This is a genomic window from Sphingomonas spermidinifaciens (assembly GCF_002351485.1).
Lineage (GTDB): Bacteria > Pseudomonadota > Alphaproteobacteria > Sphingomonadales > Sphingomonadaceae > Sphingomonas > Sphingomonas spermidinifaciens.
Genome location: NZ_NWMW01000001.1, coordinates 1,543,082 through 1,569,039, shown reverse-complemented (window position 1 = coordinate 1,569,039; position 25,958 = coordinate 1,543,082). Strand labels below are relative to the sequence as shown.

General features: G+C 68.7%; 31 protein-coding genes, 1 tRNA gene and 1 other RNA gene. 19 read left to right on the top strand and 14 right to left on the bottom strand.

What is annotated here, in order from left to right; translation table 11 throughout:
* Nucleotides 1–99: 99 nt before the first annotated feature.
* On the bottom strand, nucleotides 100–786 hold the full coding sequence (locus COC42_RS07490; RefSeq protein ID WP_096343168.1) for a phosphoribosylanthranilate isomerase: 687 nt from the start codon (nucleotides 784–786) through the stop codon (nucleotides 100–102).
* Nucleotides 787–908: 122 nt separating this feature from the next.
* Here COC42_RS07490 and rlmN point away from each other — a divergent pair, with 122 nt between their 5' ends.
* Nucleotides 909–2,093, top strand: coding sequence for a dual-specificity RNA methyltransferase RlmN (gene rlmN, locus COC42_RS07485; RefSeq protein ID WP_245843916.1), 1,185 nt, complete (start codon nucleotides 909–911; stop codon nucleotides 2,091–2,093).
* 35 nt (nucleotides 2,094–2,128) lie between these two features.
* On the opposite strand, the gene COC42_RS07480 is transcribed toward rlmN, so the two are convergent.
* Nucleotides 2,129–2,323 (bottom strand): hypothetical protein, encoded by a 195-nt coding sequence (locus COC42_RS07480; protein ID WP_141395801.1) that lies wholly within the window; start codon nucleotides 2,321–2,323, stop codon nucleotides 2,129–2,131.
* 168 nt (nucleotides 2,324–2,491) lie between these two features.
* Here COC42_RS07480 and COC42_RS07475 point away from each other — a divergent pair, with 168 nt between their 5' ends.
* The 9 genes from COC42_RS07475 (at nucleotide 2,492) to COC42_RS07435 (ending at nucleotide 9,419) form a co-directional block, all read left to right on the top strand.
* Nucleotides 2,492–3,481, top strand: a complete 990-nt coding sequence (locus tag COC42_RS07475) for an SDR family oxidoreductase (RefSeq protein ID WP_096342528.1) — start codon at nucleotides 2,492–2,494, stop codon at nucleotides 3,479–3,481.
* A gap of 65 nt (nucleotides 3,482–3,546) precedes the next feature.
* Nucleotides 3,547–4,305 (top strand): sulfite exporter TauE/SafE family protein, encoded by a 759-nt coding sequence (locus COC42_RS07470; RefSeq protein ID WP_096342527.1) that lies wholly within the window; start codon nucleotides 3,547–3,549, stop codon nucleotides 4,303–4,305.
* 42 nt (nucleotides 4,306–4,347) lie between these two features.
* Nucleotides 4,348–5,061: a cytochrome b/b6 domain-containing protein gene (locus COC42_RS07465; RefSeq protein WP_245843915.1), complete on the top strand. Its 714-nt coding sequence runs from the start codon at nucleotides 4,348–4,350 to the stop codon at nucleotides 5,059–5,061.
* Nucleotides 5,058–5,819 carry a molybdopterin-dependent oxidoreductase gene (locus COC42_RS07460; protein WP_096342525.1) on the top strand — a complete coding sequence of 254 codons (762 nt, stop codon included), beginning with the start codon at nucleotides 5,058–5,060 and terminating at the stop codon, nucleotides 5,817–5,819. Before COC42_RS07465 ends, COC42_RS07460 begins: the two co-directional genes overlap by 4 nt.
* A 67-nt stretch (nucleotides 5,820–5,886) precedes the next feature.
* On the top strand, nucleotides 5,887–6,195 hold the full coding sequence (locus tag COC42_RS17880) for a YggT family protein (RefSeq protein ID WP_245843914.1): 309 nt from the start codon (nucleotides 5,887–5,889) through the stop codon (nucleotides 6,193–6,195).
* Nucleotides 6,196–6,239: 44 nt separating this feature from the next.
* Nucleotides 6,240–7,115, top strand: a complete 876-nt coding sequence (gene folD, locus COC42_RS07450; RefSeq protein ID WP_096342523.1) for a bifunctional methylenetetrahydrofolate dehydrogenase/methenyltetrahydrofolate cyclohydrolase FolD — start codon at nucleotides 6,240–6,242, stop codon at nucleotides 7,113–7,115.
* Nucleotides 7,115–7,720 (top strand): YybH family protein, encoded by a 606-nt coding sequence (locus COC42_RS07445; RefSeq protein ID WP_096342522.1) that lies wholly within the window; start codon nucleotides 7,115–7,117, stop codon nucleotides 7,718–7,720. Before folD ends, COC42_RS07445 begins: the two co-directional genes overlap by 1 nt.
* The gene (locus tag COC42_RS07440) at nucleotides 7,717–8,337 is read left to right on the top strand and encodes a MarC family protein (RefSeq protein WP_096342521.1); all 621 of its coding nucleotides are present in this window, start codon (nucleotides 7,717–7,719) and stop codon (nucleotides 8,335–8,337) included. The genes COC42_RS07445 and COC42_RS07440 overlap by 4 nt, the downstream gene beginning before the upstream one ends.
* A gap of 80 nt (nucleotides 8,338–8,417) precedes the next feature.
* Entirely contained in the window at nucleotides 8,418–9,419 is a 1,002-nt protein-coding gene (locus COC42_RS07435; RefSeq protein ID WP_096342520.1) for a glycosyltransferase family 2 protein, read from the top strand.
* Between the two features lie 3 nt (nucleotides 9,420–9,422).
* On the opposite strand, the gene COC42_RS07430 is transcribed toward COC42_RS07435, so the two are convergent.
* From COC42_RS07430 to COC42_RS07420, 3 genes are all read right to left on the bottom strand, one after another.
* Nucleotides 9,423–10,916 carry a M23 family metallopeptidase gene (locus tag COC42_RS07430; protein ID WP_141395800.1) on the bottom strand — a complete coding sequence of 498 codons (1,494 nt, stop codon included), beginning with the start codon at nucleotides 10,914–10,916 and terminating at the stop codon, nucleotides 9,423–9,425.
* 207 nt (nucleotides 10,917–11,123) lie between these two features.
* Complete coding sequence (locus COC42_RS07425; RefSeq protein WP_096343167.1) at nucleotides 11,124–11,291, bottom strand: Flp family type IVb pilin; 168 nt, start codon at nucleotides 11,289–11,291, stop codon at nucleotides 11,124–11,126.
* 164 nt (nucleotides 11,292–11,455) lie between these two features.
* Nucleotides 11,456–11,638: a Flp family type IVb pilin gene (locus COC42_RS07420; protein ID WP_425442824.1), complete on the bottom strand. Its 183-nt coding sequence runs from the start codon at nucleotides 11,636–11,638 to the stop codon at nucleotides 11,456–11,458.
* 52 nt (nucleotides 11,639–11,690) lie between these two features.
* Here COC42_RS07420 and COC42_RS07415 point away from each other — a divergent pair, with 52 nt between their 5' ends.
* Nucleotides 11,691–12,107 (top strand): (deoxy)nucleoside triphosphate pyrophosphohydrolase, encoded by a 417-nt coding sequence (locus COC42_RS07415; protein WP_096342517.1) that lies wholly within the window; start codon nucleotides 11,691–11,693, stop codon nucleotides 12,105–12,107.
* A 64-nt stretch (nucleotides 12,108–12,171) separates the two neighbouring features.
* On the opposite strand, the gene COC42_RS07410 is transcribed toward COC42_RS07415, so the two are convergent.
* Complete coding sequence (locus tag COC42_RS07410) at nucleotides 12,172–12,483, bottom strand: PilZ domain-containing protein (protein WP_096342516.1); 312 nt, start codon at nucleotides 12,481–12,483, stop codon at nucleotides 12,172–12,174.
* A 56-nt stretch (nucleotides 12,484–12,539) separates the two neighbouring features.
* Entirely contained in the window at nucleotides 12,540–14,009 is a 1,470-nt protein-coding gene (locus COC42_RS07405; RefSeq protein ID WP_096342515.1) for an FGGY family carbohydrate kinase, read from the bottom strand.
* 219 nt (nucleotides 14,010–14,228) lie between these two features.
* Here COC42_RS07405 and COC42_RS07400 point away from each other — a divergent pair, with 219 nt between their 5' ends.
* Complete coding sequence (locus tag COC42_RS07400) at nucleotides 14,229–15,389, top strand: AI-2E family transporter (RefSeq protein ID WP_096343166.1); 1,161 nt, start codon at nucleotides 14,229–14,231, stop codon at nucleotides 15,387–15,389.
* A 46-nt stretch (nucleotides 15,390–15,435) separates the two neighbouring features.
* Nucleotides 15,436–15,512: transfer RNA gene (locus COC42_RS07395), tRNA-Asp, on the top strand.
* A gap of 56 nt (nucleotides 15,513–15,568) precedes the next feature.
* Here the strand turns inward: COC42_RS07395 and COC42_RS17635 are convergent.
* From COC42_RS17635 to COC42_RS07375, 5 genes are all read right to left on the bottom strand, one after another.
* Nucleotides 15,569–15,778: a DUF2842 domain-containing protein gene (locus COC42_RS17635; protein ID WP_176484518.1), complete on the bottom strand. Its 210-nt coding sequence runs from the start codon at nucleotides 15,776–15,778 to the stop codon at nucleotides 15,569–15,571.
* Entirely contained in the window at nucleotides 15,775–16,311 is a 537-nt protein-coding gene (locus COC42_RS07385; RefSeq protein WP_245843913.1) for a 5-formyltetrahydrofolate cyclo-ligase, read from the bottom strand. The genes COC42_RS17635 and COC42_RS07385 overlap by 4 nt, the downstream gene beginning before the upstream one ends.
* Nucleotides 16,312–16,353: 42 nt before the next feature.
* Nucleotides 16,354–16,510: non-coding RNA, 6S RNA (ssrS, locus tag COC42_RS18195), on the bottom strand.
* Between the two features lie 12 nt (nucleotides 16,511–16,522).
* Nucleotides 16,523–16,825 carry a cell division protein ZapA gene (locus tag COC42_RS07380; RefSeq protein ID WP_096342512.1) on the bottom strand — a complete coding sequence of 101 codons (303 nt, stop codon included), beginning with the start codon at nucleotides 16,823–16,825 and terminating at the stop codon, nucleotides 16,523–16,525.
* On the bottom strand, nucleotides 16,825–17,013 hold the full coding sequence (locus tag COC42_RS07375) for a hypothetical protein (RefSeq protein WP_096342511.1): 189 nt from the start codon (nucleotides 17,011–17,013) through the stop codon (nucleotides 16,825–16,827). The genes COC42_RS07380 and COC42_RS07375 overlap by 1 nt, the downstream gene beginning before the upstream one ends.
* A gap of 153 nt (nucleotides 17,014–17,166) precedes the next feature.
* On the opposite strand from COC42_RS07375, the gene tkt reads away from it, so the two are divergent.
* From tkt to COC42_RS07355, 4 genes are read left to right on the top strand one after another with little or no spacing between them, the layout of a single operon-like run.
* Nucleotides 17,167–19,152 (top strand): transketolase, encoded by a 1,986-nt coding sequence (tkt, locus tag COC42_RS07370; protein WP_096342510.1) that lies wholly within the window; start codon nucleotides 17,167–17,169, stop codon nucleotides 19,150–19,152.
* A 4-nt stretch (nucleotides 19,153–19,156) separates the two neighbouring features.
* A complete protein-coding gene (gene gap / locus COC42_RS07365) occupies nucleotides 19,157–20,164 on the top strand; it encodes a type I glyceraldehyde-3-phosphate dehydrogenase (RefSeq protein WP_096342509.1) in 1,008 nt (335 codons plus the stop codon).
* Between the two features lie 2 nt (nucleotides 20,165–20,166).
* Complete coding sequence (locus COC42_RS07360; protein ID WP_096342508.1) at nucleotides 20,167–20,637, top strand: MOSC domain-containing protein; 471 nt, start codon at nucleotides 20,167–20,169, stop codon at nucleotides 20,635–20,637.
* Nucleotides 20,638–20,648: 11 nt separating this feature from the next.
* Nucleotides 20,649–21,842 carry a phosphoglycerate kinase gene (locus tag COC42_RS07355; protein ID WP_096342507.1) on the top strand — a complete coding sequence of 398 codons (1,194 nt, stop codon included), beginning with the start codon at nucleotides 20,649–20,651 and terminating at the stop codon, nucleotides 21,840–21,842.
* Between the two features lie 140 nt (nucleotides 21,843–21,982).
* Here COC42_RS07355 and rnc read toward each other — a convergent pair whose 3' ends face one another.
* Together rnc and lepB are read right to left on the bottom strand one after the other, a co-directional pair.
* On the bottom strand, nucleotides 21,983–22,648 hold the full coding sequence (rnc, locus tag COC42_RS07350) for a ribonuclease III (RefSeq protein ID WP_096342506.1): 666 nt from the start codon (nucleotides 22,646–22,648) through the stop codon (nucleotides 21,983–21,985).
* A 4-nt stretch (nucleotides 22,649–22,652) separates the two neighbouring features.
* The gene (gene lepB, locus COC42_RS07345) at nucleotides 22,653–23,504 is read right to left on the bottom strand and encodes a signal peptidase I (RefSeq protein ID WP_425442823.1); all 852 of its coding nucleotides are present in this window, start codon (nucleotides 23,502–23,504) and stop codon (nucleotides 22,653–22,655) included.
* Between the two features lie 99 nt (nucleotides 23,505–23,603).
* On the opposite strand from lepB, the gene COC42_RS07340 reads away from it, so the two are divergent.
* A complete protein-coding gene (locus COC42_RS07340) occupies nucleotides 23,604–24,191 on the top strand; it encodes a gluconate 2-dehydrogenase subunit 3 family protein (protein ID WP_096342504.1) in 588 nt (195 codons plus the stop codon).
* A 35-nt stretch (nucleotides 24,192–24,226) separates the two neighbouring features.
* Nucleotides 24,227–25,903 carry a GMC oxidoreductase gene (locus COC42_RS07335; RefSeq protein ID WP_096342503.1) on the top strand — a complete coding sequence of 559 codons (1,677 nt, stop codon included), beginning with the start codon at nucleotides 24,227–24,229 and terminating at the stop codon, nucleotides 25,901–25,903.
* Nucleotides 25,904–25,958 lie beyond the last annotated feature (55 nt).

The following is a 25,958-nucleotide window of genomic DNA, read 5'->3' as shown; positions in this document are numbered from 1 at the left end:
CTGCGTCCGCTAGCGGACAAAGCGGGGCAGGAATAGGGCAAGCGGCGCGATCGGCTTTAGCGGGCGGCGCGACGCCATCCGGCCCCGCACCGGGCAGAGTCACCCCGCCCGGCTGGTCGATTCCAGCTCGGCATCCGTTTGCCGGGCGGCCCGCATGAAGGCGGCAAGCTTCCCCGGATCGAGACGCCCGTCGTTGCGCACGCCCGAGCACAGGTCGAGGCCGAAGGGACGAACCCGCCGGATCGCGTCGGCCACATTCGCGGCCGACAGCCCGCCCGCCAAAAAGACCGGCCGATCGGTGGCTCGGACGATAGCCGCGCTGACGGACCAGTCGTGCGCACGGCCGGTTCCGCCCAGTTCCGCGATGGCTGCATTCGGTCGGCCGGAATCGAGCAGGAATGCATGGACGTGCGGCGCATAAGCGGGGATCAGGTCGAGCGCGTCCGGGCCTTCGACATGGATCACCTGAACGCGGCGCAGATGCGGTTCCAGCCGCGCCAGCTTCTCCGACTGCGCGGGATCGATGTGCGACACGATCTGGACCGCAGTCGGGCGGGTCGCCCGGACATGCGCGGAGATCGCATCGGCCAGGGTTTCGGACGTCAGAAGAAACGTCGCGACCGGCGGCGGTACGACGGCGGTCACCGACGCGATGATCGAATCGGGAATGGGGCCGGGCCCCGATGGCATTCGCGCGACGAGCCCCAGCGCATCCGCACCGGCACCGACCGCGATCCTTGCTTCGTCCAGCGAGGCGATGCAGCAAATCTTAATTCGCGTTCTCATCGTCATGCCCTTCGCATTCGCAGATGCGCGTTCAGTCGTCGTCTAGCGCTCGCCGCCCGCCCTAGCGCCAGCGCCACTTTTCGACTATATCCCGCCCCATGCAGACAGCCTCGGCCGCCCCCATGCCCATCCCCGGGCACATCGATCCTGTGCCGGTCGCGCGGGCGCCGTTCGCGCGGCCCGACGGCCGCGTCGATCTGGTCGGGCTCGACAAGGGTGCGATCCGCGTCGCGCTTGAGGCGGCGGGCATGGAGCCGAAACAGGCCAAGCTGCGCGCCAAGCAGTTATGGCACTGGATCTACAATCGCGGCGTCACCGATTTCACGCTGATGACCGACATCGCCAAGGCGCAGCACCCGTGGCTGGCCGAGCGGTTTGTCGTCGGCCGCCCCGACGTCAAAGAGGCGCAGGTGTCGGAGGATGGCACGCGCAAGTGGCTGCTCACCTCGCCCGACGGGCAGGATTACGAGATGGTGTTCATCCCCGACGCCGATCGGGGGACCTTGTGCGTGTCGAGCCAGGTCGGCTGTACGCTCAACTGCCGCTTCTGCCACACCGGCACGATGCGGCTGGTGCGCAACCTGACCGCGGGCGAGATCGTCGGACAGGTGATGCTGGCGCGCGACGCGCTCGGCGAATGGCCTTCCAGCCCCGACGGGCGCCTTCTCACCAACATCGTGATGATGGGGATGGGCGAGCCGCTCTATAATTTCGATGCAGTGCGCGACGGGCTCAAGATCGTCATGGACGGCGACGGCCTTGCGCTCTCGAAGCGGCGGATCACGCTGTCGACCAGCGGCGTCGTGCCGATGATGGCGCGCGCGGGTGAGGAGATCGGCGTCAACCTCGCCGTCTCGCTCCATGCAGTGACCAAGGATGTGCGCGACGAGATCGTGCCGCTGAACAGGAAATACGGGATCGAGGAACTGCTGCAGGCGTGCGCCGACTATCCCGGCGCGAACAATGCCCGGCGCATCACCTTCGAATATGTGATGCTCAAGGACAAGAACGACAGCGACGCGGACGCGCGCGAACTCGTTCGACTGCTGCGCCAGTTCAAGCTGCCGGCCAAGGTCAACCTGATCCCCTTCAACCCGTGGCCAGGCGCCGAATATGAATGCTCGACGCCCGAGCGCATCCGGTCCTTCTCGAACATCGTGTTCGAGGGCGGTATCTCGGCCCCCGTCCGCACCCCGCGCGGCCGAGACATCGATGCGGCGTGCGGACAGCTGAAGACCGCGGCGGAGAAGAAGAGCCGGGCCGAACTCGACCGGCTGGCGGCGGAGAAGCAGGCGGCGCTGGGGTAGGGGTCCGGTATCTGCGATCGGCTTCCGGCCTTCGTTCAAGCATTCCCGCTCAGGTCGTCCAGGCTGAGGCTGCCGCCCGGCTCCAGATCGGTCGGTGACCGGCACGCGGCGAGCAGCACGTCGACGTCGCCAGCGGTGAGTCCGCTCGCGGCATCGAGCACCCGGTCCGCCGGCGCGTCGCCGCGGAAAGCCTCGAGCCGGAGCCGCGCTTCGTCGAGTGCTTGGTTCATCGCCGGTTCTCCCATCATCGCCGCCATAAGCGCGCGGCCGCGGGCCGCGTTCCGCCGCTACCGCATTTGGTCGGTCGGGCTACCCAAGCACCTGTTTTCCTGAACCAAATCCCGACCTGCCGGTTCTCTTCCCACGCGCCGCCCCGGCGCGATTTCGGGAGATGGCGGATGACGGACAGCGGACCATCGCGGCGCGCGGTGCTGGGCGGTGTGGGCCTGGGACTGGCGGGAGCAGGAATGCCGCTCGCCGCGCAGACACCGGCACCGGCCCCCGCGCGCCCGCTGACCGATCCGCGCAGTCGATACACCAGCGATCCCTTCCCCGAGCAGAAGCAGCCCTGGCCCGGCCTCCAGTCGAAGATGACGCCGAGGCCCGATTGCGGCGAAGCGAGCTATCGCGGCTCGGGCCGCCTCGCGGGGCGCAAGGCGCTCATCACTGGCGGCGATTCGGGCATCGGACGGGCAGCCGCCATCGCCTTTGCGCGTGAGGGTGCCGACGTCGCCATCAACTACCACCCGGACGAGGAGCCCGATGCGCGCGAGGTCGTCGATCTGATCCGCCAGGCGGGCCGCCGCGCGGTTGCCATTCCGCGCGACCTGCGCACCCTTCAAGGCTGCGAGGCGATCGTCGCGAGTGCGCGGCGGGGGCTGGGCGGGCTCGACATCGTCGTCAACAACGCCGCCTATCAGCAGTCGAAGCCGGATATCTTCGCGATCACCGACGAGCAGATGGTGCGGACGTTCGAGACCAACATCTACAGCTATTTCCGTATCGCCCGTGCAGCCGCGCAGGGCATGGCGCCGGGATCGGTCATCCTCAACGTCGGATCGGTCAACAGCTATGATCCAGGTGAGGAGCTGCTCGACTACGCTTCCACCAAGGGCGCGATCCTGATCTTCACCAAGGGGCTGGCCAAGCAGCTCGCCAAGCGCGGCATCCGCGTCAACATGATCGCGCCCGGACCGATCTGGACACCGCTTCAGGTCGCGGGCGGGCAGCTTCCCGGCAAGATGGGCGAGTTCGGCCAGGACACACCGCTCGGCCGCGCCGGCCAGCCCGCCGAGCTTGCTGCGCTGTTCGTGACCATGGCGTCGGACGAGACAAGCTTCTCGACCGGCACCGCGGTCGGTGCACATGGGGGCAAGGGAAGTCCGTAAGGTTCTGCGCGCGGTTTTCTGGGGACCATCTGGACACCCGCCTCGCGCCCCGCGAAAGGGGCGGCATGCTCGACCCCGCCCTGATCGCCCTTGCCGCCGCCGCCGGAACGCTGGGCGGCGCCATGAATGCGCTGGCGGGGGGCGGAACCTTTGCCACCATGCCGGCGCTGATCGCGATCGGCCTGCCCGGCCCGATCGCCAACGCGACCTCGAACGTCGCGCTGCAGCCGGGGGCGATCGCGAGTGCCTGGACCTATCGCCGCGGGCTTCAGCCGATCGGCGGGGTGGGGGTGCGCACGCTCGCCGCCATCACCTTTGTGGCGGGGATCGTCGGCAGCCTGCTGCTCGTCGTCACGCCGACCCGGGTGTTCGACATCGTCATTCCCTGGCTGCTCCTGGTCGCGACGATCGCCATCGCCTTCGGCAAGCGCGCGGCGGAGATGCTCCAGCGTCACGCCGCGCCCGGCCCGCGCGCACTGGTCACGGCGCAGGCGCTGCTCGGCGTCTATGGCGGTTATTTCGGCGGGGGCGTCGGGCTGATGCTAACCGCGACCTGGGGGCTACTCGCGGGCGAGCCGCCGCACAAGCTGATGGCACCCCGCACGCTGATGCTGGCGATGGCCAATGCGGCCGCGACAGTGGTCTTCGTGGCCTTCGGCATGGTTCGGTGGGAGGCGTGCCTGCCGATGCTGGCGGGCGCAGCGTTCGGCGGCTGGGCGGGGGCGCATCTCGGCAAGCGGCTCTCCCCGCGCCTTGTCCGGGGCTGGACGCTGACCGTCACCACGGTCACGACGATCGTGTTCTTCGTGCGCGCTTACGGATGACGTGCTAACATGGCGCAATCGGACGGGCGGGGAGCGAAGCCGATGTGGGTCGCCAAGCACAAATTGGCCACGCGATTGTGGCACTGGGTCAATGCGCTGACGATCTTCGTCCTGCTCGGCTCGGGGCTGATGATCCTCAACGCACACCCCAATCTCTACTGGGGCCAGTTCGGGGCCAATTTCGACCAGCCCTGGTTCCGCGTCGCGTGGGTGTTCGAGGGCGGAAGGGTGCCCGGCTGGCTGACCATCCCCTCGACCTACAATCTTGCGCTCGCACGGCGATGGCATCTGACCTTTGCGCTGGTGCTCGGCTTCGGCCTGCTCCTCTTCATGGTCGCGAGCCTCATCAACCGGCATTTCCAGCGCGACCTCCGGCTCCGCGCCAGCGAACTCGCGCCCGCGCACCTGGCGCGTGACGTGCGTGAGCATCTGGCGCTGCGCTTCCACGATCCAAAGCAACCCGGCGCGTTCAACACCCTCCAGAAGCTCAGCTATGTCGGCGTCATCTTCGTCCTGCTGCCGCTGGCCATCGCCACCGGCTTGACCATGTCGCCGGGGATCAATGCCGCCGCGCCGTGGCTGCTCGACCTGTTCGGCGGGCGGCAGTCGGCACGGTCGATCCACTTCATCGCGTCGATGGCGATTGCGGGCTTCATCATCGTCCACCTTGCGCTCGTCATCTTGGCGGGGCCGGTCAACGAGGTGCGATCGATGATTACCGGGCGCTGGCGCGTGCCGGGGGAGGATTACCGATGAGCCTCATCACACGCCGCATGCTGATCGGGGGACTGGCCGCGGGCGCGGGGGGCCTCCTCGCTGGCTGCGACGCCGCCGGGCAGAACGAGCAGATTCGCGGGCTGATCTTCAAGGGCGCCGACTGGAACCAGTGGACGCAGCGCGCCCTGATGGACCGCAACGCGCTCGCCCGCGAGTTCCGGGTGGACCAGATGTCGCCGGTGTTCCGCACCAACGGCACCCGCAATCCCGGCACCCCCGATTATGCCGCGCACGCCGCCGCCGGCTTCGCCGACTGGCGCGTGCGGGTCGACGGTCTGGTCGCCCGGCCACAATCGTTCAGCGTCGCCGATCTCCTGTCGATGCCGCAGCGCGCGCAGATCACCCGTCACGACTGCGTCGAGGGATGGAGCGCGATCGGCAAGTGGCAGGGGCCGCGCCTCGCGACGCTGCTCGACGCGGCGGAGCTCAGTACCCGCGCGCGCTACCTCGTCTTCCACTGTGCCGACCGATATGCGGGCGGGCGGCCCTATTACGAATCGATTGACCTGATCGACGCCTTTCACCTGCAGACCATCCTCGCGCTCGGGCTCAACGACCGGCGGCTGGACATTGGGCACGGCGCGCCCGCGCGGCTGCGCGTCGAGCGCCAGCTGGGCTACAAGCAGGCCAAATATGTCGAGCGGATCGAGGCAGTCGCCGACCTCACGCCTCTCTACGGCGGCAAGGGCGGCCTGTGGGAGGATATCGCCGGCTACGAATGGTACGCCGGCATCTGAGCCCCGCGCCCTTGCCGCCGGGGCGCGAGTTCCGATATGCGCACCGCACGCTTCGCTGGAGGACCGTTTGCTCACCCTGATCGACATCGCCCGTATCCTGCTGAGCGTCCTGTGGTGGATCCTGATCGTGCAGGCGATTCTGTCGTGGCTGATCGCGTTCAACGTCATCAACACGCAGAATGATTTCGTGCGCTCGCTGTGGAACGGCCTCGGCACGCTGACAGAGCCGATCTACCGCCCGATCCGCCGCATCCTGCCCGACTTCGGGGCGCTCGACGTGTCGCCGATCGTCGTCCTGATCGCCATCGCGATCCTCGACCGGGTGCTCGCGGGGCTGGCCGCCAATATCGCCTCGGGCGGCGCCGTCCCGCTCTGACGCCGGGGTGGCGGCGCCGCGCCTGACACGATAGGGAGCGCGCCATGACAGCCGAACTGATCGACGGGAAGAAAGCAGCCGAACGACTGCGTGCGCGCGTCGCCGAGCTGGCGGCGCTTTTCGCCGAGGATGCGGGGCGCAAGCCCGGCCTCGCCGTGGTGCTGGTGGGCGAGGACGCGGCTTCCTCGGTCTATGTCCGGTCCAAGGGCAAGGCGACGGTCGCCGCGGGCATGGAAAGCTTCGAACATCGCCTGCCCGCCGACACCGCCCAGGCCGACCTGATCGCGCTGGTCGATCGCCTCAATGCCGATCCGGCGGTGGACGGCATCCTCGTCCAGCTGCCGCTGCCCGGGGGGCTCGACGCGCAGGCAGTGCTCACGCGGATCGATCCCGACAAGGACGTGGACGGCTTTCACCCCGTCAATGCCGGGCGGCTGGCAACGGGCCTCAACGGCTTTGTCCCTTGCACGCCTTATGGCTGCCTGATGCTGCTTAAGGCGCAGCTCGGCGAGCTGTCGGGGCTGAACGCGGTGGTGATCGGCCGGTCGAACATCGTCGGCAAGCCGATGGCGGCGCTGCTGACCGCGGCCGACTGCACCGTGACGATCGCGCATTCGCGGACCCGGAACCTGCCACACCACCTTGCCCATGCCGATATCGTTGTCGCGGCGGTCGGGCGTGCGGGTTTCGTGCGCGGGGAGTGGCTGAAACCCGGCGCAGTCGTCATCGACGTCGGCATCAACCGCACGCCCGCGGGCCTCGTTGGCGATGTCGAGTTCGAGAGCGCGGCGTCGGTCGCCGGGGCGATTACGCCGGTGCCGGGCGGGGTGGGGCCGATGACCATCGCCTGCCTGCTTCGCAACACGCTCGTCGCCGCGCACCGGCGCGAGGGCATCGCGCTCGACCCGCAGGCGATCTGATGAGCCTGTGGCTGGCTGCGCTGGCGTTGCAGGCGGGCTCGGTCGTTGATGCCGAGCGTGCTTTTGCTGCCGCCGCGCAGCGGGAGGGGCAGTGGACCGCGTTCCGCCGCTATGCCGCGCCCGACGCCATCCTGTTCGCGCCCGGGCCGGTCAATGCGCAGGCGCTGCTCAAGTCGCTCAGCGATCCGCCGGCTGCCGTGCGCTGGCAACCGACCGAGAGTCACGTATCCTGCGACGGCCGCTTCGCGGTCAATACCGGCGTGACGCAGTGGCCCGACGGGCGCGTCGGCTATTTCACCACGGTGTGGCGGCGCGAGGGTGACGGGACGTGGCGCTGGATCGTCGATCATGGCGACTTTCTGCCCAGTCCTCGCCCCGGCGACCGGCTGATCACCTTCAAGGCGAGCTGCGACGGCAAGCCGGCGCCGCTGCCGGGCGCCGCGAACGCGGTGGGTGCGGATGACGGCGGCGCCTCCACCGATGGCACGATCGCGTGGCGCTGGTCGGTTCGTGCCGATGGCGGCCGCACGCTGAGCGTTTCGGCATGGGACGGCCGGACGATGCGGCCGGTGATCGAGGACCGGGTCGAGGCGCCGGCGCGATGATCGAGCTCTACGTCTCGGCGCTCGCCACCTTCTTCGTCATCATCGACCCGCCGGGCTGCGCGCCCATCTATGCCGGGCTGACGACGGGCGCGACGCCGGTGCAGCGCCGGTCGATGGCGGTGCGCGCGGTGCTGATCGCCGGCGCGATCCTGATCGGGTTTGCGCTGTTCGGCGAGGATCTGCTGCGCGCGCTCCATGTCAGCCTCGATGCGTTCAAGATCGCCGGCGGCATCATGCTGTTCCTCATCGCGCTCGAGATGGTGTTCGAGAAGCGCACCCAGCGGCGTGAGGACCGCGCGCAGAAGATCATCGAGACGCCCGAGGTCGAGGATGTCGCTGCCTTTCCGATGGCGATGCCGATGATCGCCGGGCCAGGGTCGATCGCATCGGTGATGCTGATGATGAGCCGGACGGAAGGGATCGCCGCATCGCTCGTCGTGCTCGGGGCGCTGGCGACGATCCTCCTCGTCACGCTTGCCGCGCTGATCGCCGCCGGGCCAATGATGCGACTGCTCGGCACCCGGATCGAGGCGGTCATCACCCGGCTGCTCGGTGTCCTGCTCGCGGCGCTGGCGACGCAGTTCATCCTCGACGGGCTCGACGCGACGGTGTTGTAACACCCACTACCCGGAAGGGCGGTGCCAGCCGACGCAGCAGCGCTTTCAGCGAGGCCCGGCTTTCGCTACACGCGCCGGTCATGCACCGACCTGCGCTCTCCGTCGTCATCCCCTGCTACAACGAAGCCGAATGCCTCGAGGTGCTGCACGCCCGCGTCTCGGCGGCGGCGCGGGCGGCGGTGGGGGAGGATCACGAGATCGTCCTCGTCAACGACGGTTCGCGCGATGCCTCCTGGGCGGTGATGCAGCGGCTGGCGGCGGCCGATCCTCGGCTGGTTGCGGTCAATCTGTCGCGCAATCACGGGCATCAGCTGGCGCTGACCGCGGGCCTCGACCTCTGCAGCGGCGCGCAGATCCTTATCATCGACGCCGATCTTCAGGACCCGCCCGAGCTCCTCGCCGACATGCGCGCGGTCATGACGGCGGAGGGCGCCGACGTCGTTTACGCCGTCCGCCGTCGCCGCGAGGGCGAGACCTTCTTCAAGAAGCTTACCGCCGCCGCTTTCTATCGCTTTCTCGATCGGGTGACCGACACGCCGATCCCGCTCGACACCGGCGACTTCCGCCTGATGAGCCGCCGCGCGCTCGACGCGCTGCTCTCGCTGCCCGAACAGGCGCGCTTCATCCGCGGGATGGTCGCCTGGGTCGGGTTCAGGCAGGTGCCCTTCCTCTATGACCGGCACGAGCGGCATGCGGGCGAGACGAAGTATCCGCTGTCGAAGATGCTGCGCTTCGCCTTCGACGCAGTGACGGGCTTCTCGACCGCGCCGCTTCGCTGGGCGAGCCATATCGGCATCGCCCTGTTCTTCCTCTCCTTCCTGCTCCTCATCTACATCGCGATCGGCTTCTTCACCGGGTCGGCGGTGCAGGGTTGGACGTCGCTGATGCTGATCACCGTGTTCCTGGGCGCGGTGCAGATGCTCGTGCTCGGGATGATCGGCGAATATCTCGGCCGGCTCTATGTCGAATCGAAGCGGCGGCCGCTCTACCTCGTTGCCGACGTGGCGGGGCCGGTGCAGGGGCGCGCGACGCTCGGCTATCGCGCGGGGCAGGGGGCGATGGGCGAGCCGCCCGCCGCCTGACTGCTACTCGGCGACCGCGCTGCCGCCGCGCACCGGCACCGCCATCAGCCATGCGGTGAGCGCGCGAAATTCGGCCAGATCGCGGCCCGACAGCTGCGAGGTGGTGGTGAAGCTGACCGAGGCGGGGTTGATCGGCGCGCCATTGCGCCACAGCTCGTAATGGAGGTGTGGACCGGTCGACAGGCCGGTCGAGCCGACATAGCCGATCACCTCGCCGCGCGTGACGCGCTCGCCGCCACGCACCGCGATCCTGCTCATATGGCCATAGCCGGTGGCAAGCCCGCCGCCATGGACGAGCTTGACGAAATTGCCATAGCCGCCGTTTCGCCCGGCAAAGGCGACGACGCCATCGGTCGCTGCGCGGATCGGGCTGCCATAAGGGGCGGCGAAGTCAATGCCCTTATGCAGGCGGCGGAACCGCAGCACCGGGTGCGTCCGCCAGCCAAAGCCCGAGGAGATGCGCGCGGCGACGGGCATCGCCATCACGCCCTTCTTCTCGCCCACGCCCCTAGGGTCGAACCAGTCGGTCCGGCCGCCATCCTCCCAGCGGACGAGTTGGGTCCGGCGATCGCCCTGGCCGACCGCGGCATAGAGCAGCTTGCCCTGTCGCACCTCGCCCGTGGCAGCGCGCTCCTGCTCGACGATCAGTTCGTACTGGTCGTCGGCGCCGAGGCGCGACATCGGGACGCGCGTCGCGATCTGGCGAATGAACGCCTCGACCGCCTTCGCAGGCGCGCCCGCCGCACGGGCCGAGCGATAGAGGCTGGCGCCCACCCGCCCGCGGATGCGCAGCGGCGTCGCGTCGATCGCGATCGGTATCGGCCGAACCGCGAAGGTGCCGCCGTCGCGTATTACCTCGAGTGCGAGGTCGAAGCGCGCGCGGAAGGCGAGCCGGTCGAGCGGACGCGGCACGTCGCGGCTGGGCCGGCGCCCGAGCGTCAGGTCGATGCGCGTGCCGGGCCGGATGTCGGCGAGCGCGACCTGCTCGGCGACAAGCGCAGCGGCGCGGTCCGCCTCGTCCGCGCCGACCCCGCTGCGGCGCAGCGTGCGCGCGAGCGCGTCGCCGCCGGGGAGAGTGGCGGACAGGTCGAGCGTCGGCCGCTCGGGCGTGTCCGCAAGCGGGCGAACGGCATTGGTCGCGCCGATGCGCCGGCCGCTGGTCGCGCCGAAGGCGAGCGGGGCGATGGACTGAGAGGCGACCTCGTCGCGGTCGGTAGTCGTAAGGGGTGCGCTGCCCGCCTCGTGAATAGGACGGTCGAAACCGGGGGCCAGCGCCAGCGTCAGGGCGCAGAGCGAGAGGCAGGTGGCGGTACCGCGCCACCAGGCGGGTGAGCCGATATCGGCGCCCAGATCGACAACGAGGTCGAGGGCGCGCAGCCGCTCGATCAATTGCTCGGTGCGCGTCTGCGGCGGCAGGACCAGTGCGGCCGCACGCCCGAAGCTTCGCGTGCCCGTGCCCGATCCGTCTAGCCAATGCTGGTCGTCGTTGAGGAACAAGTCCGTTCGGCCCCCGCCGCTGGCCGCCCGCACCGGCCATGTGCATCCGCGGTGTAGCCACGCTTTGCTAAAGTCAAATTAACCCGCGATGCCGGAGGCTTCGCTGCGGCGAACCGCTCTGCCGCGACGACGAATGTCGGGCAAGGAAAAGGCGGCGAAGCCGATGCCCCGCCGCCTGCCTGAGAAGTCAGTCCGATCAGGAATCGATCAGGTTGTCTTCATGTTCGATGCGACGTTGTTGAACGTCTTGGTCAGGTTGTTGCCCAGGCCCTGCATCGCGGCGATCGCCGCAACGGCGATCAGCGCGGCAATCAGGCCGTACTCGATCGCGGTCGCACCCTTCTTGTCGGCAAACATCTTGCGAATCTTCTGCATTCCGGTCTCCATCGGTCCAAAGCTTCAAACACCCGGCTGTCCGAGAGCCCCCGGAACCAGCACGACCCGAATACGGGGCGGGCAGTTGAGAAAAGGTTTAAGGCCGAGGGCCGGGCAGTTTTATTTTCGGATGAACGGAACCGTGCGCTCGTCTGTTCGTGCGGTCATGTCACGTCATCGACGCGCGTGTTGACGTTGTTCCACATGGTCGTGGTGACACTCGCGACGGACATGACCGCGGCGATGATCGCGATCACCACCAGCGCGACGATCAGGCCGTACTCCACCGCAGTCGCACCGCGCCGATCGGCGAGAAGGCGTTGCGCCAATCGTGTCAGTCGCGGCATCATGTCCCCCAAGGCAGTCGCGCCGAAACCGTAATCACAAGGGGTTAAGGAAATGAGATCGGTCGATCCGATCCCGATGCTGTTCGTCGCAGCGGCCGCGTTGATCGATGCCGACGGCCGCGTGCTTGTCCAGCGAAGGCCGCCCGGCAAGCCAATGGCGGGTTTGTGGGAGTTTCCGGGCGGCAAGGTCGAGCCGGGCGAAACGCCCGAGGCGGCGCTGATCCGCGAGTTGCACGAGGAACTGGGGATCGACGTCGAGGCGGCGTGCCTCGCCCCGTCGGTATTTGCCAGCGAGACGCTTGGCGAACGGCACCTGCTCCTGCTCCTCTATGCCTGCCGCAAGTGGAAGGGCGTGGTCGAGGCGCGCCATGCCGAGGCGCTGCGCTGGGTCCGGCCGGTCGAGCTCCATCGCCTCGAGATGCCGCCCGCCGACCGGCCGCTGATCGGTCTGCTGGAGGCGTTGATCTGAAGAGTCGAAAGGGGCTGCTGGCGCAGCTGCTTCCCTCCCTTGCAGGGAGGCGCTCTAAGATGAGTCAGGTGCGGTGCGCGGCCGCGAGATGCTCAAGGATCGCGACGTGCAGTGGCCGCTCGAATGCAACGCCGACCTCGCCCGGTCGCGACCAGCGTACCTCGCACTTGATCGAGCGAAGCTGATCGACGGTCAGATAGAGCGTCTGGCCGGTGTGGAAGCGGCGATAGGTGGAGATGCGCGCGCCGGTCGACGAGATGTCGAGCAACTCGATCCCGTGCTGCCCGGCATAGGGCTCGGACAGCCGCCCCTCCGCATGCAGCGTCAGGCGCAGATTGGCACGCTGTTCGTGCGCGTCGATCGGCTGGACGGACATAGGCGGCGTTCGGTCCCTTTCGGCGCCAGCCTACATCCGAAAGGGTAAGCGAATGCTTACCGGCGCGCCGCCGCGACCACCGTTTCGACGGCGGTCGCCCAGCCCCGCAGCCGGTCGTCGCGCGCTCGGGCTGTGATCGCGGGGGCGAATCGCTCGGTGGCGCCGCGCATCGTCGCCGCTTCGGCCAGGTCCGCGAACCAGCCACAGCCGACCCCCGCCAGCATCGCTGCGCCGAGCGCCGTCGTCTCTGCAAAGGCGGGCCGCTCGACCTCAAGATCGAGCATGTCGGCCAAGTCCTGCGCCATCCAGTCGTTGGCGACCATGCCGCCATCGATTCGCAGGCACGCCCACTTGGCGCCATCGGCGGCGAAGGCGGTCTGGAGGTCGTGGGTTTGGTGCGCCATCGCCTCAAGCGCGGCGCGAACCAGGTGCGCGCGCGTCGTCGAAAAGCTCATGCCGGTCAGCGACGCGCGCGCCTCCGCCTCCCACCAGGGCGCGCCGATGCCAGCGAGCGCCGGCACGCAATAGACGCCACCATTGTCGGCGACCGACCGCGCCAGCGCCTCGCTTTCGCCAGCCTGTCCGATCAGCCCGATCGAATCGCGCAGCCACTGCATCAGGCTGCCGGCGACGAACACCGACCCTTCAAGCGCGTAAGCGCGACGGCCGCCGAGCTGCCAGAGGACTGTCGAGAGCAGCCGGTGGCGCGAGGCGGGCGGGGACGCGCCGCAATTGGCGAGCACAAACGCGCCAGTGCCATAGGTCGCCTTGACCTCGCCGCGATCGAGACAGGCCTGGCCGATCGTCGCCGCCTGCTGGTCACCGGCCAGGCCGCAGATCGGGATGCGGCCGCCAAATGCGTCGGTCGTGCCGAAGTCGCCGGCATTGTCGACGATCTCGGCGAGGCCGCCACGCGGCACGCCGAACAGGTCGAGGAGGCCATCGTCCCAGCGCCCGGTGCCGAGACCCATCAGCAGCGTGCGCGAGGCGTTGCTCGCATCGGTCAGGTGTGCGCCCGTCAGCTTCCGGACGAGCCAGCTCTCGACCGTCCCGATCGCGAGGTCGTCACCGGACTCCCGCAACTGCGGCCAGTGCTCGAGCGCCCAGGCTATCTTCGTGCCCGAGAAATAGGGATCGAGGAGCAGTCCGGTGCGCGCCTGCACTCCCGCTTCCTCGCCGCGCTCGCGAAGGTCGCGGCAGAGCGCGGCGGTGCGCCGATCCTGCCAGACGATGGCGGGGGCAAGCGGTTCGCCGGTCGCTTTCGACCAGAAAACGACGGTCTCGCGCTGGTTGGCGATGCCGATCGCGGCGACCCGGTTCGCCCCGCCCGCGCGATCGACCACCGCCCGGCCGCAGGCGAGCGTCCGCGCCCAGATCTGCGCCGCGTCATGCTCGACCCAGCCGGCGCGCGGATAATGCTGCTCGAGCGCCGCGCCCTCGCTGTCGCGGCAGGTGCCCGACCGGTCGAACAGCATCGCGCGCGTGGAGGTGGTGCCCTCGTCGAGGACGAGGATGAAGTCGCTCATGGCGGCGAGGCTAGCATCTTTATCCTCCCCCGCCAGGGGGGGCAGCCGCAGGTTAACGGAGGGGCGGTGGTCGCTGCGATTGTGGTTCGCCATCGCCATCGCGCCACACGCCCGTCACTCCCCTGGCGGGGGAGGATCGCCAGCACGCGCGCGATTCGCTAAGGCGAGCATGTGAGCGACAACCCCCATCTTGAAGAGCGGCATCCGCCGCTGCCGCCGATGCCCGAGCCCGCGCCCGATCAGGTCGAGGAGCTGCGCCGCGACCGCCTGCTCGCGGCACTGACGCTGATGGGGGGCGCGGGGCTTTTCCTCGCGCTGCCCTTCGCGCTCAAGGCGGGGTCGGAGTTCTTCCTGCCGCTGACCGCCGCGATCGTCATCGCCATCGCGCTGGTCCCCGCGCTCGAATGGCTCGAGCGGCGCGGGCTGCCCGCGGCGCTGTCGGCGTTCATCTGCGTGATCGTCTTCCTGACCGTCGCCAACGCCGCGCTCGCCTCGATCGTCGTGCCGGCGTGGCAATGGGTGCGGCTGCTGCCCGAGCGGATCGAGCAGATCCAGTCGAACGTGAAGCCGCTCATCGACTTTTATTCGAACGCCGAACGTTTCGTGAATCGCACGATCGAGAACTTCGCCAGTGCCCCGGCGCGCGAGGCATCGACGGCGGTGGCGGCACCGCCGCCCACGGGGCTGCTCGATCTCGTTGGCACCTCGGCGCCGTCGGCGCTGATCGAGATGTTCTTTGCGATCCTCGTCATCTATTTCTTCCTCTCGGGCTGGACCCGCCTGCGCCGCGCGGCGATCACCAGCCGGACGAGCTTTGGCGGCGCGCTCGCGACCGCGCGCGTCATTCAGGACGTGGTCGACGACACCTCGGCCTATCTGGGCACGATCACCGTCATCAACATCGCACTGGGGCTGATCGTCGCGGGGGCGCTCTATCTCGTCGGGATGCCGACGCCGCTGATGTGGGGCGGGATCGTCGCGCTGCTCAATTACATCCCCTATTTCGGCCCGGTCATCGCCGCGGCGCTCCTGGCGCTGGGCGGGCTGATGACCTTCGACCAACTCTGGTGGGCGATGCTGCCCGCGGTCATCATGGTGGGCGCGCACCTGATCGAGGCGAATGCGATCACGCCGTTAATCGTCGGCCACCGTCTGACGATCAGCCCGATCCTGATCCTCGTCTCGCTAAGCTTCTGGGGATGGGTCTGGGGGACGCCGGGTGCACTGCTCGCGGTGCCGCTCCTCATCATCATCCAGACCATCCTGAACGCCGCCGGCAAGCCCGATATCGCCGGGTTCCTGTTCGAACACGGTACCCTCGTCAGCCGGCCCGCGCCCCGCCATCCGGCCTTTCGCAAAAACGATGACGAGGCGAGTTGACAGGGGTGGGGGCGGCGTCTAGAGGCCGCGTCCTCGCAGGGACAATGCGGGTGTAGCTCAGTTGGTTAGAGCGCCGGCCTGTCACGCCGGAGGTCGCGGGTTCGAGCCCCGTCACTCGCGCCATTCCCTGGCGAGAATAACGAAGCCCGGTCATGCAAGTGGCCGGGCTTCGCTGCGTTTCACGCCCGCCAGCGTCCCGTTTCCATCCAGCGCAGCAGCGGCTTGAGCGGCGCGATCCAGACGATGCCGGTGACGATGTAGACCAGCGCCTGGGCCAGCGGGTGCAGCGAGCCGATCGCGCCCGAAAAGCTCGCGACGAGTACCGCCCACAGGACGATCAGCACGACGATCAGGAGCGCGCCGGCGGGTTTCCGCCACGAGGGGTTCACTGGGGATCGGTCCTTTCGATGAAATCCAATTCGGTGACGATACCGGCAAGCGGCCGGTCCCACGGATCGACGGGCAGCAACGGCACCTGTTGCACCGACCAGGCGACGCCCAGTGGCCATGCACCCGGCAGCGCGGCGAGCGCACGGTCGTAATGCCCCGCGCCCTGGCCCAGCCGGTTGCAGGCGCCGTCGAAGGCGACCAGCGGCACCAGCACGATGTCCGGCTTCACGATGGGCGCGTCGGGGGCTGGCTGGCGCAGGCCGAACGGGCCGGTTTCGATCGGATCGCCCGCGGCGAAGCGGTGAAAGGCGATCTGCGCCGCACGCGTCGTCGTGCGTGGAAGGGCTAGAGTGCAGCCGGCCGCCAGTGCCGCCTGTGCCAGCATCTCTGGATCGGCCTCCGACCCCAGCGGCAGGTAGCTCGCGACGATCAAGTCCGGCCGCAGCCGGTCTAGCAACGCCGCGGGCGGCCGGATCGGCGACGGGCCGCCTGCCACGAACGCATCGCGCAGGGCGCGGAGGCGGGCGCGCAACGCCCGCTTGTCCGGGCTGGGGGGCGGGGCGGTGTTCAAGGTGGCGGGACCGCCATGGCCGTTTGCTGGAAGATCCTCTGACGCCCAAACGTCAGGTGGGAACCATGTGCTTCGGACCAGGGTCCGGGCAGGGACAGTCCCCTTGGATGATATTATCGCCTCAGGGATTTTCGCTAAAGCTCGTACCGGGCAGTACCCGCCGCCTATCAATCTAGGCGCTCGCGGGCTCTTCCTCAAGGGCTGCGGCGACGGCTTCGAGCCGTTCGGCGAGCTTGTCGAGAAGGTGCGGCGGCACGCCGCTTGCCGGCGTGCGTTCGAGATCAGCGACCTGATCGGCGAGCATCAGCGCGATATAGAGCAGCGTCCGCTCGTGGCTGAGCCCGCCCGACGCCCGCGTCGCGACCGGCGCCAGCGCATCGAGCCGCTGGGCGAGCGCGCGCAGCCCCGGCTCCTCTCCCTCGCGGCAGCCGACGGTATAGGGGCGGCCGGCGACCTCGAAACTGACCTGCGCCATCAGTCCTGCCCCTCGCGCGCGATCAATTCGTCGAGCACCGCGACGGCCTCCTCCATCCGCGAGCGCAGCGCCGCGTGGCGGCGGGCGAGCGAATCGGCGACGAAGGCGCGGTTGGCGGCGGCTTTCTCGATCCGCGCGACCGCGGCCTCGATCCGCGCGACGGCGGGATGATGTTCGGGGGCCTGCATGGCGAATCAATAGCATCGGGGGGACGCCCTGCAAGCGGCGATGCAGCCGCCGTGCGCCGGGCCGGTTGACGCGGGCGGGCGAGCGCCGCAAAGGCACGCGCGAGCCGCGCGCCGCCAGCCCGACCATCTTCCGCGCGCGATGGGGAGAGCCGAATGAGTGTTTCGGATCAGGACTGCGCGAACGCGATCCGCGCGCTGTCGATGGACGCGGTCGAGGCCGCCAATTCGGGCCATCCCGGCATGCCGATGGGCATGGCCGACGTCGCGACGGTGCTGTGGCAGCGCTATCTGAAGTTCGACGCCGCCGACCCGCACTGGCCGGACCGCGACCGCTTCATCCTGTCGGCCGGCCACGGTTCGATGCTGATCTACTCGCTTCTCCACCTCACCGGCTTCGCGCGTCCGACGCTCGATGACCTCAAGGCCTTCCGACAGCTCGGCAGCCCCTGTGCCGGCCACCCGGAAAACTTCGAGCTTGCCGGGATCGAGGCGACGACCGGCCCGCTCGGACAGGGCCTCGCGATGGCAGTGGGCTTCGCGATCGCCGAACGACACCTCAATGCCGAGTTCGGCGACGATCTGGTCGACCATCACACCTGGGTGATCGCCGGCGACGGTTGCCTGATGGAGGGCATCAACCATGAGGCGATCGGGCTGGCCGGGCACCTGAAGCTCGGGCGGCTGAAGGTGCTCTGGGACGACAACCGCATCACCATCGACGGCGCTGTGTCCAAGTCGTCGATCGAGGACATTCCGGCCCGCTACCGCGCGACCGGCTGGCACGTCGTCGAGTGCGACGGCCACGACTTCGCCGACATCGCCCGCGCGCTCGACGAGGCGGTGGCGAGCGAGCTGCCGACGCTGGTCCGCTGCCGCACCGTCATCGGCAAGGGCGCGCCGACCAAGGCGGGCACCTCGGGCAGCCACGGCTCTCCGCTGGGCGCGAAGGAGATCGAGGGCGCGCGCGAGGCTCTGGGCTGGACGCACGAGGCGTTCGTGGTGCCCGACGACATCCGCGAGGCGTGGCTCGCCGCGGGCAAGCGCGGGCAGGGCGAGCACGAGGCATGGAACGCGCGCCTCGCCGCCCATGCCGACGCCGCCGAGTTCACGCGCCGGATGAAGGGCGAGCTGCCCGCGGGCGATCCCGCGGGCGACTATATCCAAACCCTGCTCGCCGACCCGAAGAAGGTCGCGACGCGCAAGGCGTCCGAGATGGCGCTCGACGTGCTGACCGCGGCGATCCCCGAGATGGTCGGCGGATCGGCGGACCTTACCGGATCGAACAACACCCGCACCAAGGCGACCGGGCCGCTGACGTCCGAGGATTATGCCGGCCGCTACATTTCCTACGGCATCCGCGAGTTCGGCATGGCCGCGGCGATGAACGGGCTGGCATTGCACGGGGGTGTCATCCCCTATGGCGGCACCTTTCTCGTCTTCTCCGACTATGCGCGCGGCGCCATCCGCCTGTCGGCGCTCCAGAACGCACGCGTCATCTACGTTCTCACCCACGATTCGATCGGGCTTGGCGAAGACGGGCCGACGCACCAGCCGATCGAGCATCTGACCAGCCTGCGCCTCATCCCCAATCTCGACGTCTATCGCCCGTGCGACACGGTCGAGACGGCGGAATGCTGGGCGCTGGCGCTGGCGAAGCAGGATGGGCCGTCGGTGCTGGCCTTGAGCCGCCAGAACCTGCCGCAGCTGCGCGCCGAGGCGGGGATGCTGTCGGGCCGTGGCGCCTATCGCCTGCGCGCGGCCGAGGCCGAGAGGCGGGTCATCCTGATCGCAACGGGCTCGGAGGTCGAGATCGCGGTCGGCGTGCGCGAGGCGCTTGAAGCCGAGGGGATCGGCGCCGATGTGGTGTCGATGCCGTCATGGGAGCGTTTCGAGGACCAGTCCGCCGATTACAAGGCGGAGCTGTTCCCCGACGTCGATCCGTCGCAGATCCTCCGCGTCTCGATCGAGGCGGGGACGACGCTCGGCTGGGAGCGCTACACGATGGTCCATGGCCTCCGCTTTGGCATCGACGGCTGGGGCGCGTCGGGGCCGATCGACGCCGTCTATGACAAGTTCGGGCTCACCGTGCCCAAGATCACCGCGGCCGTTCGCGAACGGCTGAACGCTCAGGAGAAGTAAGCGCATGACCAAGGTTGCGATCAACGGTTTCGGGCGCATCGGCCGCCTCGTCGCGCGCGCCATCCTCGAACGGCCCGACAGCGGGCTCGAGCTCGTCACCATCAACGACCTCGCCGACGCCAAGTCGAACGCCTGGCTGTTCAGCCGCGACTCGGTCCATGGCCGCTATCCGGGCGAGGTGTCGGCCGAGGGCAACGACCTGATCGTCGACGGCAAGCGGATCAAGGTGACCGCCGAGCGCGATCCCGCCAACCTGCCGCATGCCGAGAACGGCGTCGATCTCGTCCTCGAATGCACCGGCTTCTTCACCGACCGCGCCTCGTGCGAGAAGCATCTCGCGGCGGGTGCCAAGAAGGTGCTGATCTCCGCGCCTGGCAAGAACGTCGACCTGACCGTCGTCTACGGCGTCAACCACGACAAGCTCGAGACCGGGCACACGATCGTCTCGAACGCATCGTGCACCACCAACTGCCTCGCGCCCGTCGCCAAGGTGCTGAACGACACGATCGGCATCGAGCGGGGGCTGATGACGACGATCCACGCCTATACCAACGACCAGAAGATCCTCGACCAGATCCACGGCGACCTGCGCCGTGCCCGCGCGGCCGCCATGTCGATGATCCCGACCACCACCGGCGCGGCGCGCGCGGTGGGCGAGGTGCTGCCGGAACTGAAGGGCAAGCTCGATGGATCGTCGGTGCGCGTGCCCGTGCCCGACGGCTCGCTGATCGACCTCACCTTCACGCCCAAGCGCGACACGACCAAGGAAGAGGTCAACGCGATCCTCAAGGCCGCGTCGGAGGAAGGGCCGCTCAAGGGTGTGCTCGCCTTCACCGACGAGCCGTTGGTGTCGATCGACATCGTCCACACGCCCTTCAGCTCGACCGTGGACAGCCTCGAGACCGCGGTGATCGACGGCAAGCTCGTCCGCGTCGTCAGCTGGTATGACAATGAATGGGGCTTCTCGAACCGCATGGTCGATACCGCGACCGCGATGGCAAAGCTGATCTGAGCATGACGGGCGTGGTGACGGGACGGCTTGCCGGCATCGCCCGCCACGCCCGTTCGCGCGGTCCGATCGAGGTGGTCGACCAGGTGTCGGTCAGCATCGAGGGCGGCCTTGCCGGCGATTTCCGCGGGGCGTTGAAGCCCGGCGGGCGCGGGCGGCGGCAGGTGTCGCTGATCGAGGCGGGCGATTGGGACTGGGCGATGCAGGCGACCGGTCACAGCCTCCCTTGGTGGCACCGCCGTGCCAACCTGCTCGTCGAGGGGATGGACCTGCCGCAGGTGCCCGGCACGCGGCTGCGCATCGGCAGTGTGGTGCTCGAGATTACGCAGGAATGCGATCCGTGCAGCCGCATGGAGGAAGTCGCCGAGGGCCTGAGGGCGGCGCTGACCCCCGACTGGCGCGGCGGCGCACTGGCGCGCGTGATCGCCGGCGGCGACATCGCGGTCAGCGACGCAATCGAGATCATCGAAGCATAGAGGAAACGGACATGCCACGCAGCTTCAAGACGCTCGACGACATGGGCGACCTCACCGGCAAGCGCGTGCTGGTTCGCGAGGACCTCAACGTGCCGATGGCCGAGGGCAAGGTCAGCGACGACACCCGCCTGCGCGCCGCCGTGCCGACGGTGAGCGAGCTCTCGGACCGCGGCGCGATCGTCCTCGTCCTTGCGCATTTCGGCCGGCCGAAGGGACAGCCCGACCCGACCCTTTCGCTGTCGCTGGTGACGCAGCCGCTCGCCGAGGTTCTGGGCCGCGAGGTTCGTTTCGTCGACTGGGACTCGGCGCCCGACGCGGTGGCGATGCTCCAGCCCGGCGATATCGCGCTACTCGAGAATACGCGTTTTCATGCCGGCGAGGAGAAGAACGAGGCGGGAGTGGTCGACATGATCGCCGCGCTCGGCGACCTCTACGTCAACGACGCCTTCTCCGCCGCGCACCGTGCGCATGCCTCGACCGAGGGGCTGGCGCACCGGCTCCCCGCCTTCGCGGGGCGGCAGATGGAGGCCGAACTCGATGCGCTCGAAAAGGCGCTCGGCAATCCCGAGCACCCGGTCGCCGCGGTGGTCGGCGGCGCCAAGGTCTCGACCAAGCTCGACGTGCTCAAGCACCTCGTCGGCCGGGTCGATCACCTCATCATCGGCGGTGGCATGGCCAACACCTTCCTCGCCGCGCGCGGGGTGGATGTGGGCAAGAGCCTCGCCGAGCATGATCTGGTGCCCACGGCCGAGGCGATCTTCGACGCCGCGGACAAGGCGGGCTGCACGATCCACCTCCCCTATGACGTGGTCGTCTCGAAGGAGTTCGCCGCCAACCCGCCGTCCCTGCGCACCTGCAACGTCCACGAGGTCGCCGCCGACGAGATGATCCTCGACGTCGGCCCCGCCGCGACCGAGGCGCTGGGCGACGTGCTCAAGACGTGCCGCACGCTCGTCTGGAACGGGCCGCTGGGCGCGTTCGAGACGCCGCCCTTCGACACCGCGACGATGGCGCTCGCCCGCACCGCGGCGGCGCTCACGCGCGAGGGGTCGCTGGTGTCGGTCGCCGGCGGTGGCGATACCGTGGCGGCGCTCAACCAGGCGGGCGTAGCCGACGACATGACTTTCGTCTCGACCGCCGGCGGCGCGTTCCTCGAGTGGATGGAGGGCAAGGAACTGCCCGGCGTGGCGGCGCTGTCGGCGTAAGAACCGACCGTTCACACCCGCTCGCCCTGAGCCTGTCGAAGCCTTTTCTGAGCGACTGCCGCAGGCGGGCGGTCGAAGGAGGCCGTCCTTCTTCGGAAGAAGGGCAGGGCTTCAGCAGGCTCAGCCCGAACGGGTAGGGGCTATCGCCCCTCTAGCTCGGCCAGCAGCGCCGCCGCCGCCGCGGTCTCCGCCTCCTGCTTCGACGCGCCCTCGCCCTCGGCACTGGCGAAGCTGCCGAGCTTCACCGACACCTTGAACCGCGGCGCGTGGTGCGGGCCCGAGCGGTCGACGATCGCATATTCGGGCGCGCGGCGCTGGTTGGCGGCCGCCCATTCCTGCAGCGCCGACTTCGGATGCCGCGGTGCCGCCCCCTGGGCGTCGATGCGCGACCCCCAGGCCTCGCGCACGAACGCCGCCGTCCGGTCGAACCCGCGCTCGAGGAACAGCGCGCCGATCAGCGCCTCCATCACGTCGCCCAGCACATTGTCGCTCTGCGCCGCGCCGTCTTCGCGCGCCTGCTTGCCGAGCCGCAGGTGCTGCGCGACGCCGATCGACCGCGCGACATCGGCGCAGACCGGCCCGGTGACGAGTGCATTGAGGCGGCGCGACAGCTTGCCCTCGGGCTCGCCCGGATAGCGTGAATAGAGCCACTCGGCGACAGCGAGGCCCAGCACCCGGTCGCCCAGATATTCGAGCCGCTCGTAATTCTCCGCCGCCTGGCTGCCATGCGTCAGCGCGCGGGCGAAGCGCTCGGGCGTCTCGACCCTGCCGAACGTCGCCGTCAGCCAATCCTCGAGCTGCGACATGGCGTCAGTAAAGCTCGCCGATCCGGCCCCAGCGCGTGGCGCCGGGCCAGGTCCATGGCTTGAGCCACGCGGCATTGCCGTCCGTCGACCAGAAGTTGACGACCGCTTTGCCCTCCAGATTGGTCATCGGGACATAGCCGATCGAATCGGGGAAGCGGCTGTCCTTCGAATCGTCGCGATTGTCGCCCATCATGAAGACGTGGCCCGCGGGCACGCGGTAGATGCCGGTATCGTCGCCGACGCTGAAGCCTTGGTCGAGGATTCTATAGCGGACGCCGCCGGGCAGCGTTTCCTCAAACTGCGGATAGCGGCAGATCGGCGTGCCGTCGGCCGCGCGGTCGCGAAAATAGGGATCGCACGGGCTGTTGGGACTGACCGGCAGCACGAAGTCGGCAACACGCTGCTTCGGCACCGCGCGGCCGTTGAGGAACAGCGTGCCGCCGCGCATCTGAATGGTGTCGCCGGGCAGACCGATGACGCGCTTGATCCAGTCCTCGTCGCTGGTCGGCGGTGCCTTGAATACGACGACGTCGCCGCGCGCGGGTGTCGAGGCGAAGATGCGGCCGGGGATCAGCGGCAGGCTGAACGGCAGCGAGTGGCGCGAATAGCCGTAGTTCCACTTGGTCACGAACAGATAGTCGCCGATCAGCGTCCGCGGCAGCATCGACCCCGACGGGATGACGAAGGGCGAGACGAGGAAGCTACGCACGACGAACACGATCGCCACCAGCTTGACGAGGAAGATCAGCGTTTCCTGCCATTCGGAGCGGCGGGGGCGCCTCGGCGCGCGGGCGGGTCTCAATGCCATGCGCCGGACGTGCCGGGGTGTGTTGCGCGCGTCAAGCGGTGAAGCCATAGTGGCGGTGACAAGGCAGTCGACAGGCGCCCGGCGATCCTATACGATTCCGATAGAGGAGAGGGCCATGGGGCACAGCGATCGGCCGGGCGTGCCGGCATGACGGGGATCGAGGCATCGAGCGGCTGGTCGATCGACCGGCGTACCGCACTTGCCGGCATCGCCGGCGTCTTCGGCGCAAGCCTGTTCGCGCCGCTCGCGCGTGCTGCCGGGTACGAGCCGGTCCCGAAGATCAACACCGGCAAGCCCGCGGTCGTCTTCACCCCTGCGCAGCGCGCGCTCGTTGCCGCACTCAGCGAGCGGGTGATGCCGACCACCGACACGCCGGGCGCGATCGCCGCGGGCGTGCCCGACTATATCGAGCACATGATGGGCGACTGGGCGATCAACGACGATCGCGACCTCATCCTTGGCGGGCTTGCCGCGCTCGACGCGCGCAGCATGGCCGACTTCAGGAAGCCCGCGCTAAAGGCCTCGTCGGCGCAGCAGGATGCGCTCCTGACGCTGGCGATGAACGACCAGCTGCCGGGCGGCGCCAGGTTCTTCGAGGCGTTCCGCCAGCTCGTCGTCACCGGCTACTTCACCTCCGAAGTCGGGATCATGCAGGAACGGACCTACCTGCCCGTCCCCGGTGACTATGACGGCGCCTATCCGGCCTCGAAAGTCCCGCGGATCTTCTCCGCCTGACCGCTCTTCACTTCCGATTTCGACAGGCAGACATCATGGCAGCAACGGATCGCTTCGACGCAATCGTCATCGGCTCGGGCGTGAGCGGCGGCTGGGCCGCCAAGGAGCTCACCGAAAAGGGATTGCGCGTCCTGATGGTCGACCGCGGCCGGATGGTCGAGCATGGGGAGGACTATCCCTATGACGGCAAGCCCGCCTTCGAGATCCCCGCGCGCAACCGGATGCCGGCGGCGTTCACCAAGAGCGATTACAAGGGCCTGAATTTTTGGGTGCAGCCCGCCAACCAGCCCTTCTTCACCAACGACCGCCTCAACCCCTACGACTTCGACGCGCCCAACCCGTTCCACTGGGTGCGCGGCGGGGTGGTCGGCGGGAAGTCGCTCACCTGGGGCCGCTGGAGCTTCCGCTGGGCGCCGACCGATTTCGAGGCGAACAAGCGCGAGGGGATCGGCACCGACTGGCCGATCCGCTATGACGACGTCGCGCCCTGGTACAGCTATGTCGAGAAATATATCGGCGTGTCGGGCGGGCGCGAGAATCTCGACTATCTGCCCGACAGCGAGTTCATGCCGCCCTTCCCGATGAACGTCGCGGAGAAGTGGCTGAAGGAGCGGCTGGAGGCCGAGTTCCCGGGCCGCAAGCTCATCAACGCGCGCCTCTCCAACATCACCGAGGACAAGCCCGAGCAGAACCGCTCGCGCTGCCAGAAGCGCGCGCAGTGCGACCGCGGGTGCAGCTTCGGCGCCTATTTCTCGACCCAGGCGGTGACGCTGCCCGCCGCACGCGCGACCGGGCGGCTGACGCTGCGCGCAGATACCTGGGCGACCAACGTCGTCTATGACCCCGCGAAAAAGCGCGTCACCGGCGTCCGCCTCGTCAACGCAAACAGCGGCGCGGCCGAGGTGGTCGAGGCGCGGATGGTGTTCCTCTGCGCCTCCGCGATGGGATCGCTCCACGTGCTCCTCAATTCGCGGCCCGAGGGGAGCGAACGGAGCTGGTTCCATTCGAACGGCGCGCTCGGCAGCGCGGTAATGGATCATATCTTCAAGGTGAATGTTGGCGGCGACGTCCCCGGCATGACCGAGTTCGTCGAATATGGCCGGCGGCCGGGCGGCGTTTACGTTCCCCGTTTCCGCAATCTCCAGCCCGAGGAGCTGCCGTTCAAGCGCGGCTATGGTTATCAGGGCGGGGCGAGCCGGCGGCAGCCGGTGCCGCAGGGCTTTGGCGCGTCGATGAAGCACGGGATGCGCCAGTACGGCGGCTGGCGCTTCAACATGAGCGCGTTCGGCGAGTGCCTTCCCTACGAAGACAATCGCGTGATGCTGAATTTCGACAAGACCGACAGCCGTGGCATGCCGCTCCTGCGCTTCGACGTCACCTTTCGCGAGAACGAGATCAGAATGATGGACGATGCCCAGGCACAGGGCGAACTGATGCTCAGGCAAGCGGGCCTCACCAACGTCACCAGCAACCGCGGCACGCATATTCCCGGCGAAGCGATCCACGAGATGGGCGGCGCGCGCATGGGCCGCGATCCGAACAGCTCGGTGCTCAACGGCTGGAACCAGGCGCACGACGCGCCCAACCTCTACGTCACCGACGGCGCGATGATGGCGTCGGTGTCGTGCGTCAATCCGTCGCTCACCTTCATGGCGATGACCGCGCGCGCGGCGGACCATGCGGTTCGCCAGATGAAGGCCGGCGCGATCTGAGATCGAGGCGCGCCGACGGTGCGGGCAGGCATGCCGGTCGCGAATCCGGGACTGG

Excerpts from the sequence above, each read along its gene's own strand:
- COC42_RS07490 (WP_096343168.1), bottom strand. The coding sequence starts at position 786 with ATGAGAACGCGAATTAAGATTTGCTGCATCGCCTCGCTGGACGAAGCA.
- rlmN (WP_245843916.1), top strand. The coding sequence starts at position 909 with ATGCCCATCCCCGGGCACATCGATCCTGTGCCGGTCGCGCGGGCGCCG.
- COC42_RS07480 (WP_141395801.1), bottom strand. The coding sequence starts at position 2,323 with ATGAACCAAGCACTCGACGAAGCGCGGCTCCGGCTCGAGGCTTTCCGC.
- COC42_RS07475 (WP_096342528.1), top strand. The coding sequence starts at position 2,492 with ATGACGGACAGCGGACCATCGCGGCGCGCGGTGCTGGGCGGTGTGGGC.
- COC42_RS07470 (WP_096342527.1), top strand. The coding sequence starts at position 3,547 with ATGCTCGACCCCGCCCTGATCGCCCTTGCCGCCGCCGCCGGAACGCTG.
- COC42_RS07465 (WP_245843915.1), top strand. The coding sequence starts at position 4,348 with ATGTGGGTCGCCAAGCACAAATTGGCCACGCGATTGTGGCACTGGGTC.
- COC42_RS07460 (WP_096342525.1), top strand. The coding sequence starts at position 5,058 with ATGAGCCTCATCACACGCCGCATGCTGATCGGGGGACTGGCCGCGGGC.
- folD (WP_096342523.1), top strand. The coding sequence starts at position 6,240 with ATGACAGCCGAACTGATCGACGGGAAGAAAGCAGCCGAACGACTGCGT.
- COC42_RS07445 (WP_096342522.1), top strand. The coding sequence starts at position 7,115 with ATGAGCCTGTGGCTGGCTGCGCTGGCGTTGCAGGCGGGCTCGGTCGTT.
- COC42_RS07440 (WP_096342521.1), top strand. The coding sequence starts at position 7,717 with ATGATCGAGCTCTACGTCTCGGCGCTCGCCACCTTCTTCGTCATCATC.
- COC42_RS07435 (WP_096342520.1), top strand. The coding sequence starts at position 8,418 with ATGCACCGACCTGCGCTCTCCGTCGTCATCCCCTGCTACAACGAAGCC.
- COC42_RS07425 (WP_096343167.1), bottom strand. The coding sequence starts at position 11,291 with ATGCAGAAGATTCGCAAGATGTTTGCCGACAAGAAGGGTGCGACCGCG.
- COC42_RS07420 (WP_425442824.1), bottom strand. The coding sequence starts at position 11,638 with ATGCCGCGACTGACACGATTGGCGCAACGCCTTCTCGCCGATCGGCGC.
- COC42_RS07415 (WP_096342517.1), top strand. The coding sequence starts at position 11,691 with ATGAGATCGGTCGATCCGATCCCGATGCTGTTCGTCGCAGCGGCCGCG.
- COC42_RS07410 (WP_096342516.1), bottom strand. The coding sequence starts at position 12,483 with ATGTCCGTCCAGCCGATCGACGCGCACGAACAGCGTGCCAATCTGCGC.
- COC42_RS07405 (WP_096342515.1), bottom strand. The coding sequence starts at position 14,009 with ATGAGCGACTTCATCCTCGTCCTCGACGAGGGCACCACCTCCACGCGC.
- COC42_RS07400 (WP_096343166.1), top strand. The coding sequence starts at position 14,229 with ATGCCCGAGCCCGCGCCCGATCAGGTCGAGGAGCTGCGCCGCGACCGC.
- COC42_RS07380 (WP_096342512.1), bottom strand. The coding sequence starts at position 16,825 with ATGGCGCAGGTCAGTTTCGAGGTCGCCGGCCGCCCCTATACCGTCGGC.
- COC42_RS07375 (WP_096342511.1), bottom strand. The coding sequence starts at position 17,013 with ATGCAGGCCCCCGAACATCATCCCGCCGTCGCGCGGATCGAGGCCGCG.
- tkt (WP_096342510.1), top strand. The coding sequence starts at position 17,167 with ATGAGTGTTTCGGATCAGGACTGCGCGAACGCGATCCGCGCGCTGTCG.
- gap (WP_096342509.1), top strand. The coding sequence starts at position 19,157 with ATGACCAAGGTTGCGATCAACGGTTTCGGGCGCATCGGCCGCCTCGTC.
- COC42_RS07360 (WP_096342508.1), top strand. The coding sequence starts at position 20,167 with ATGACGGGCGTGGTGACGGGACGGCTTGCCGGCATCGCCCGCCACGCC.
- COC42_RS07355 (WP_096342507.1), top strand. The coding sequence starts at position 20,649 with ATGCCACGCAGCTTCAAGACGCTCGACGACATGGGCGACCTCACCGGC.
- rnc (WP_096342506.1), bottom strand. The coding sequence starts at position 22,648 with ATGTCGCAGCTCGAGGATTGGCTGACGGCGACGTTCGGCAGGGTCGAG.
- lepB (WP_425442823.1), bottom strand. The coding sequence starts at position 23,504 with ATGGCTTCACCGCTTGACGCGCGCAACACACCCCGGCACGTCCGGCGC.
- COC42_RS07340 (WP_096342504.1), top strand. The coding sequence starts at position 23,604 with ATGACGGGGATCGAGGCATCGAGCGGCTGGTCGATCGACCGGCGTACC.
- COC42_RS07335 (WP_096342503.1), top strand. The coding sequence starts at position 24,227 with ATGGCAGCAACGGATCGCTTCGACGCAATCGTCATCGGCTCGGGCGTG.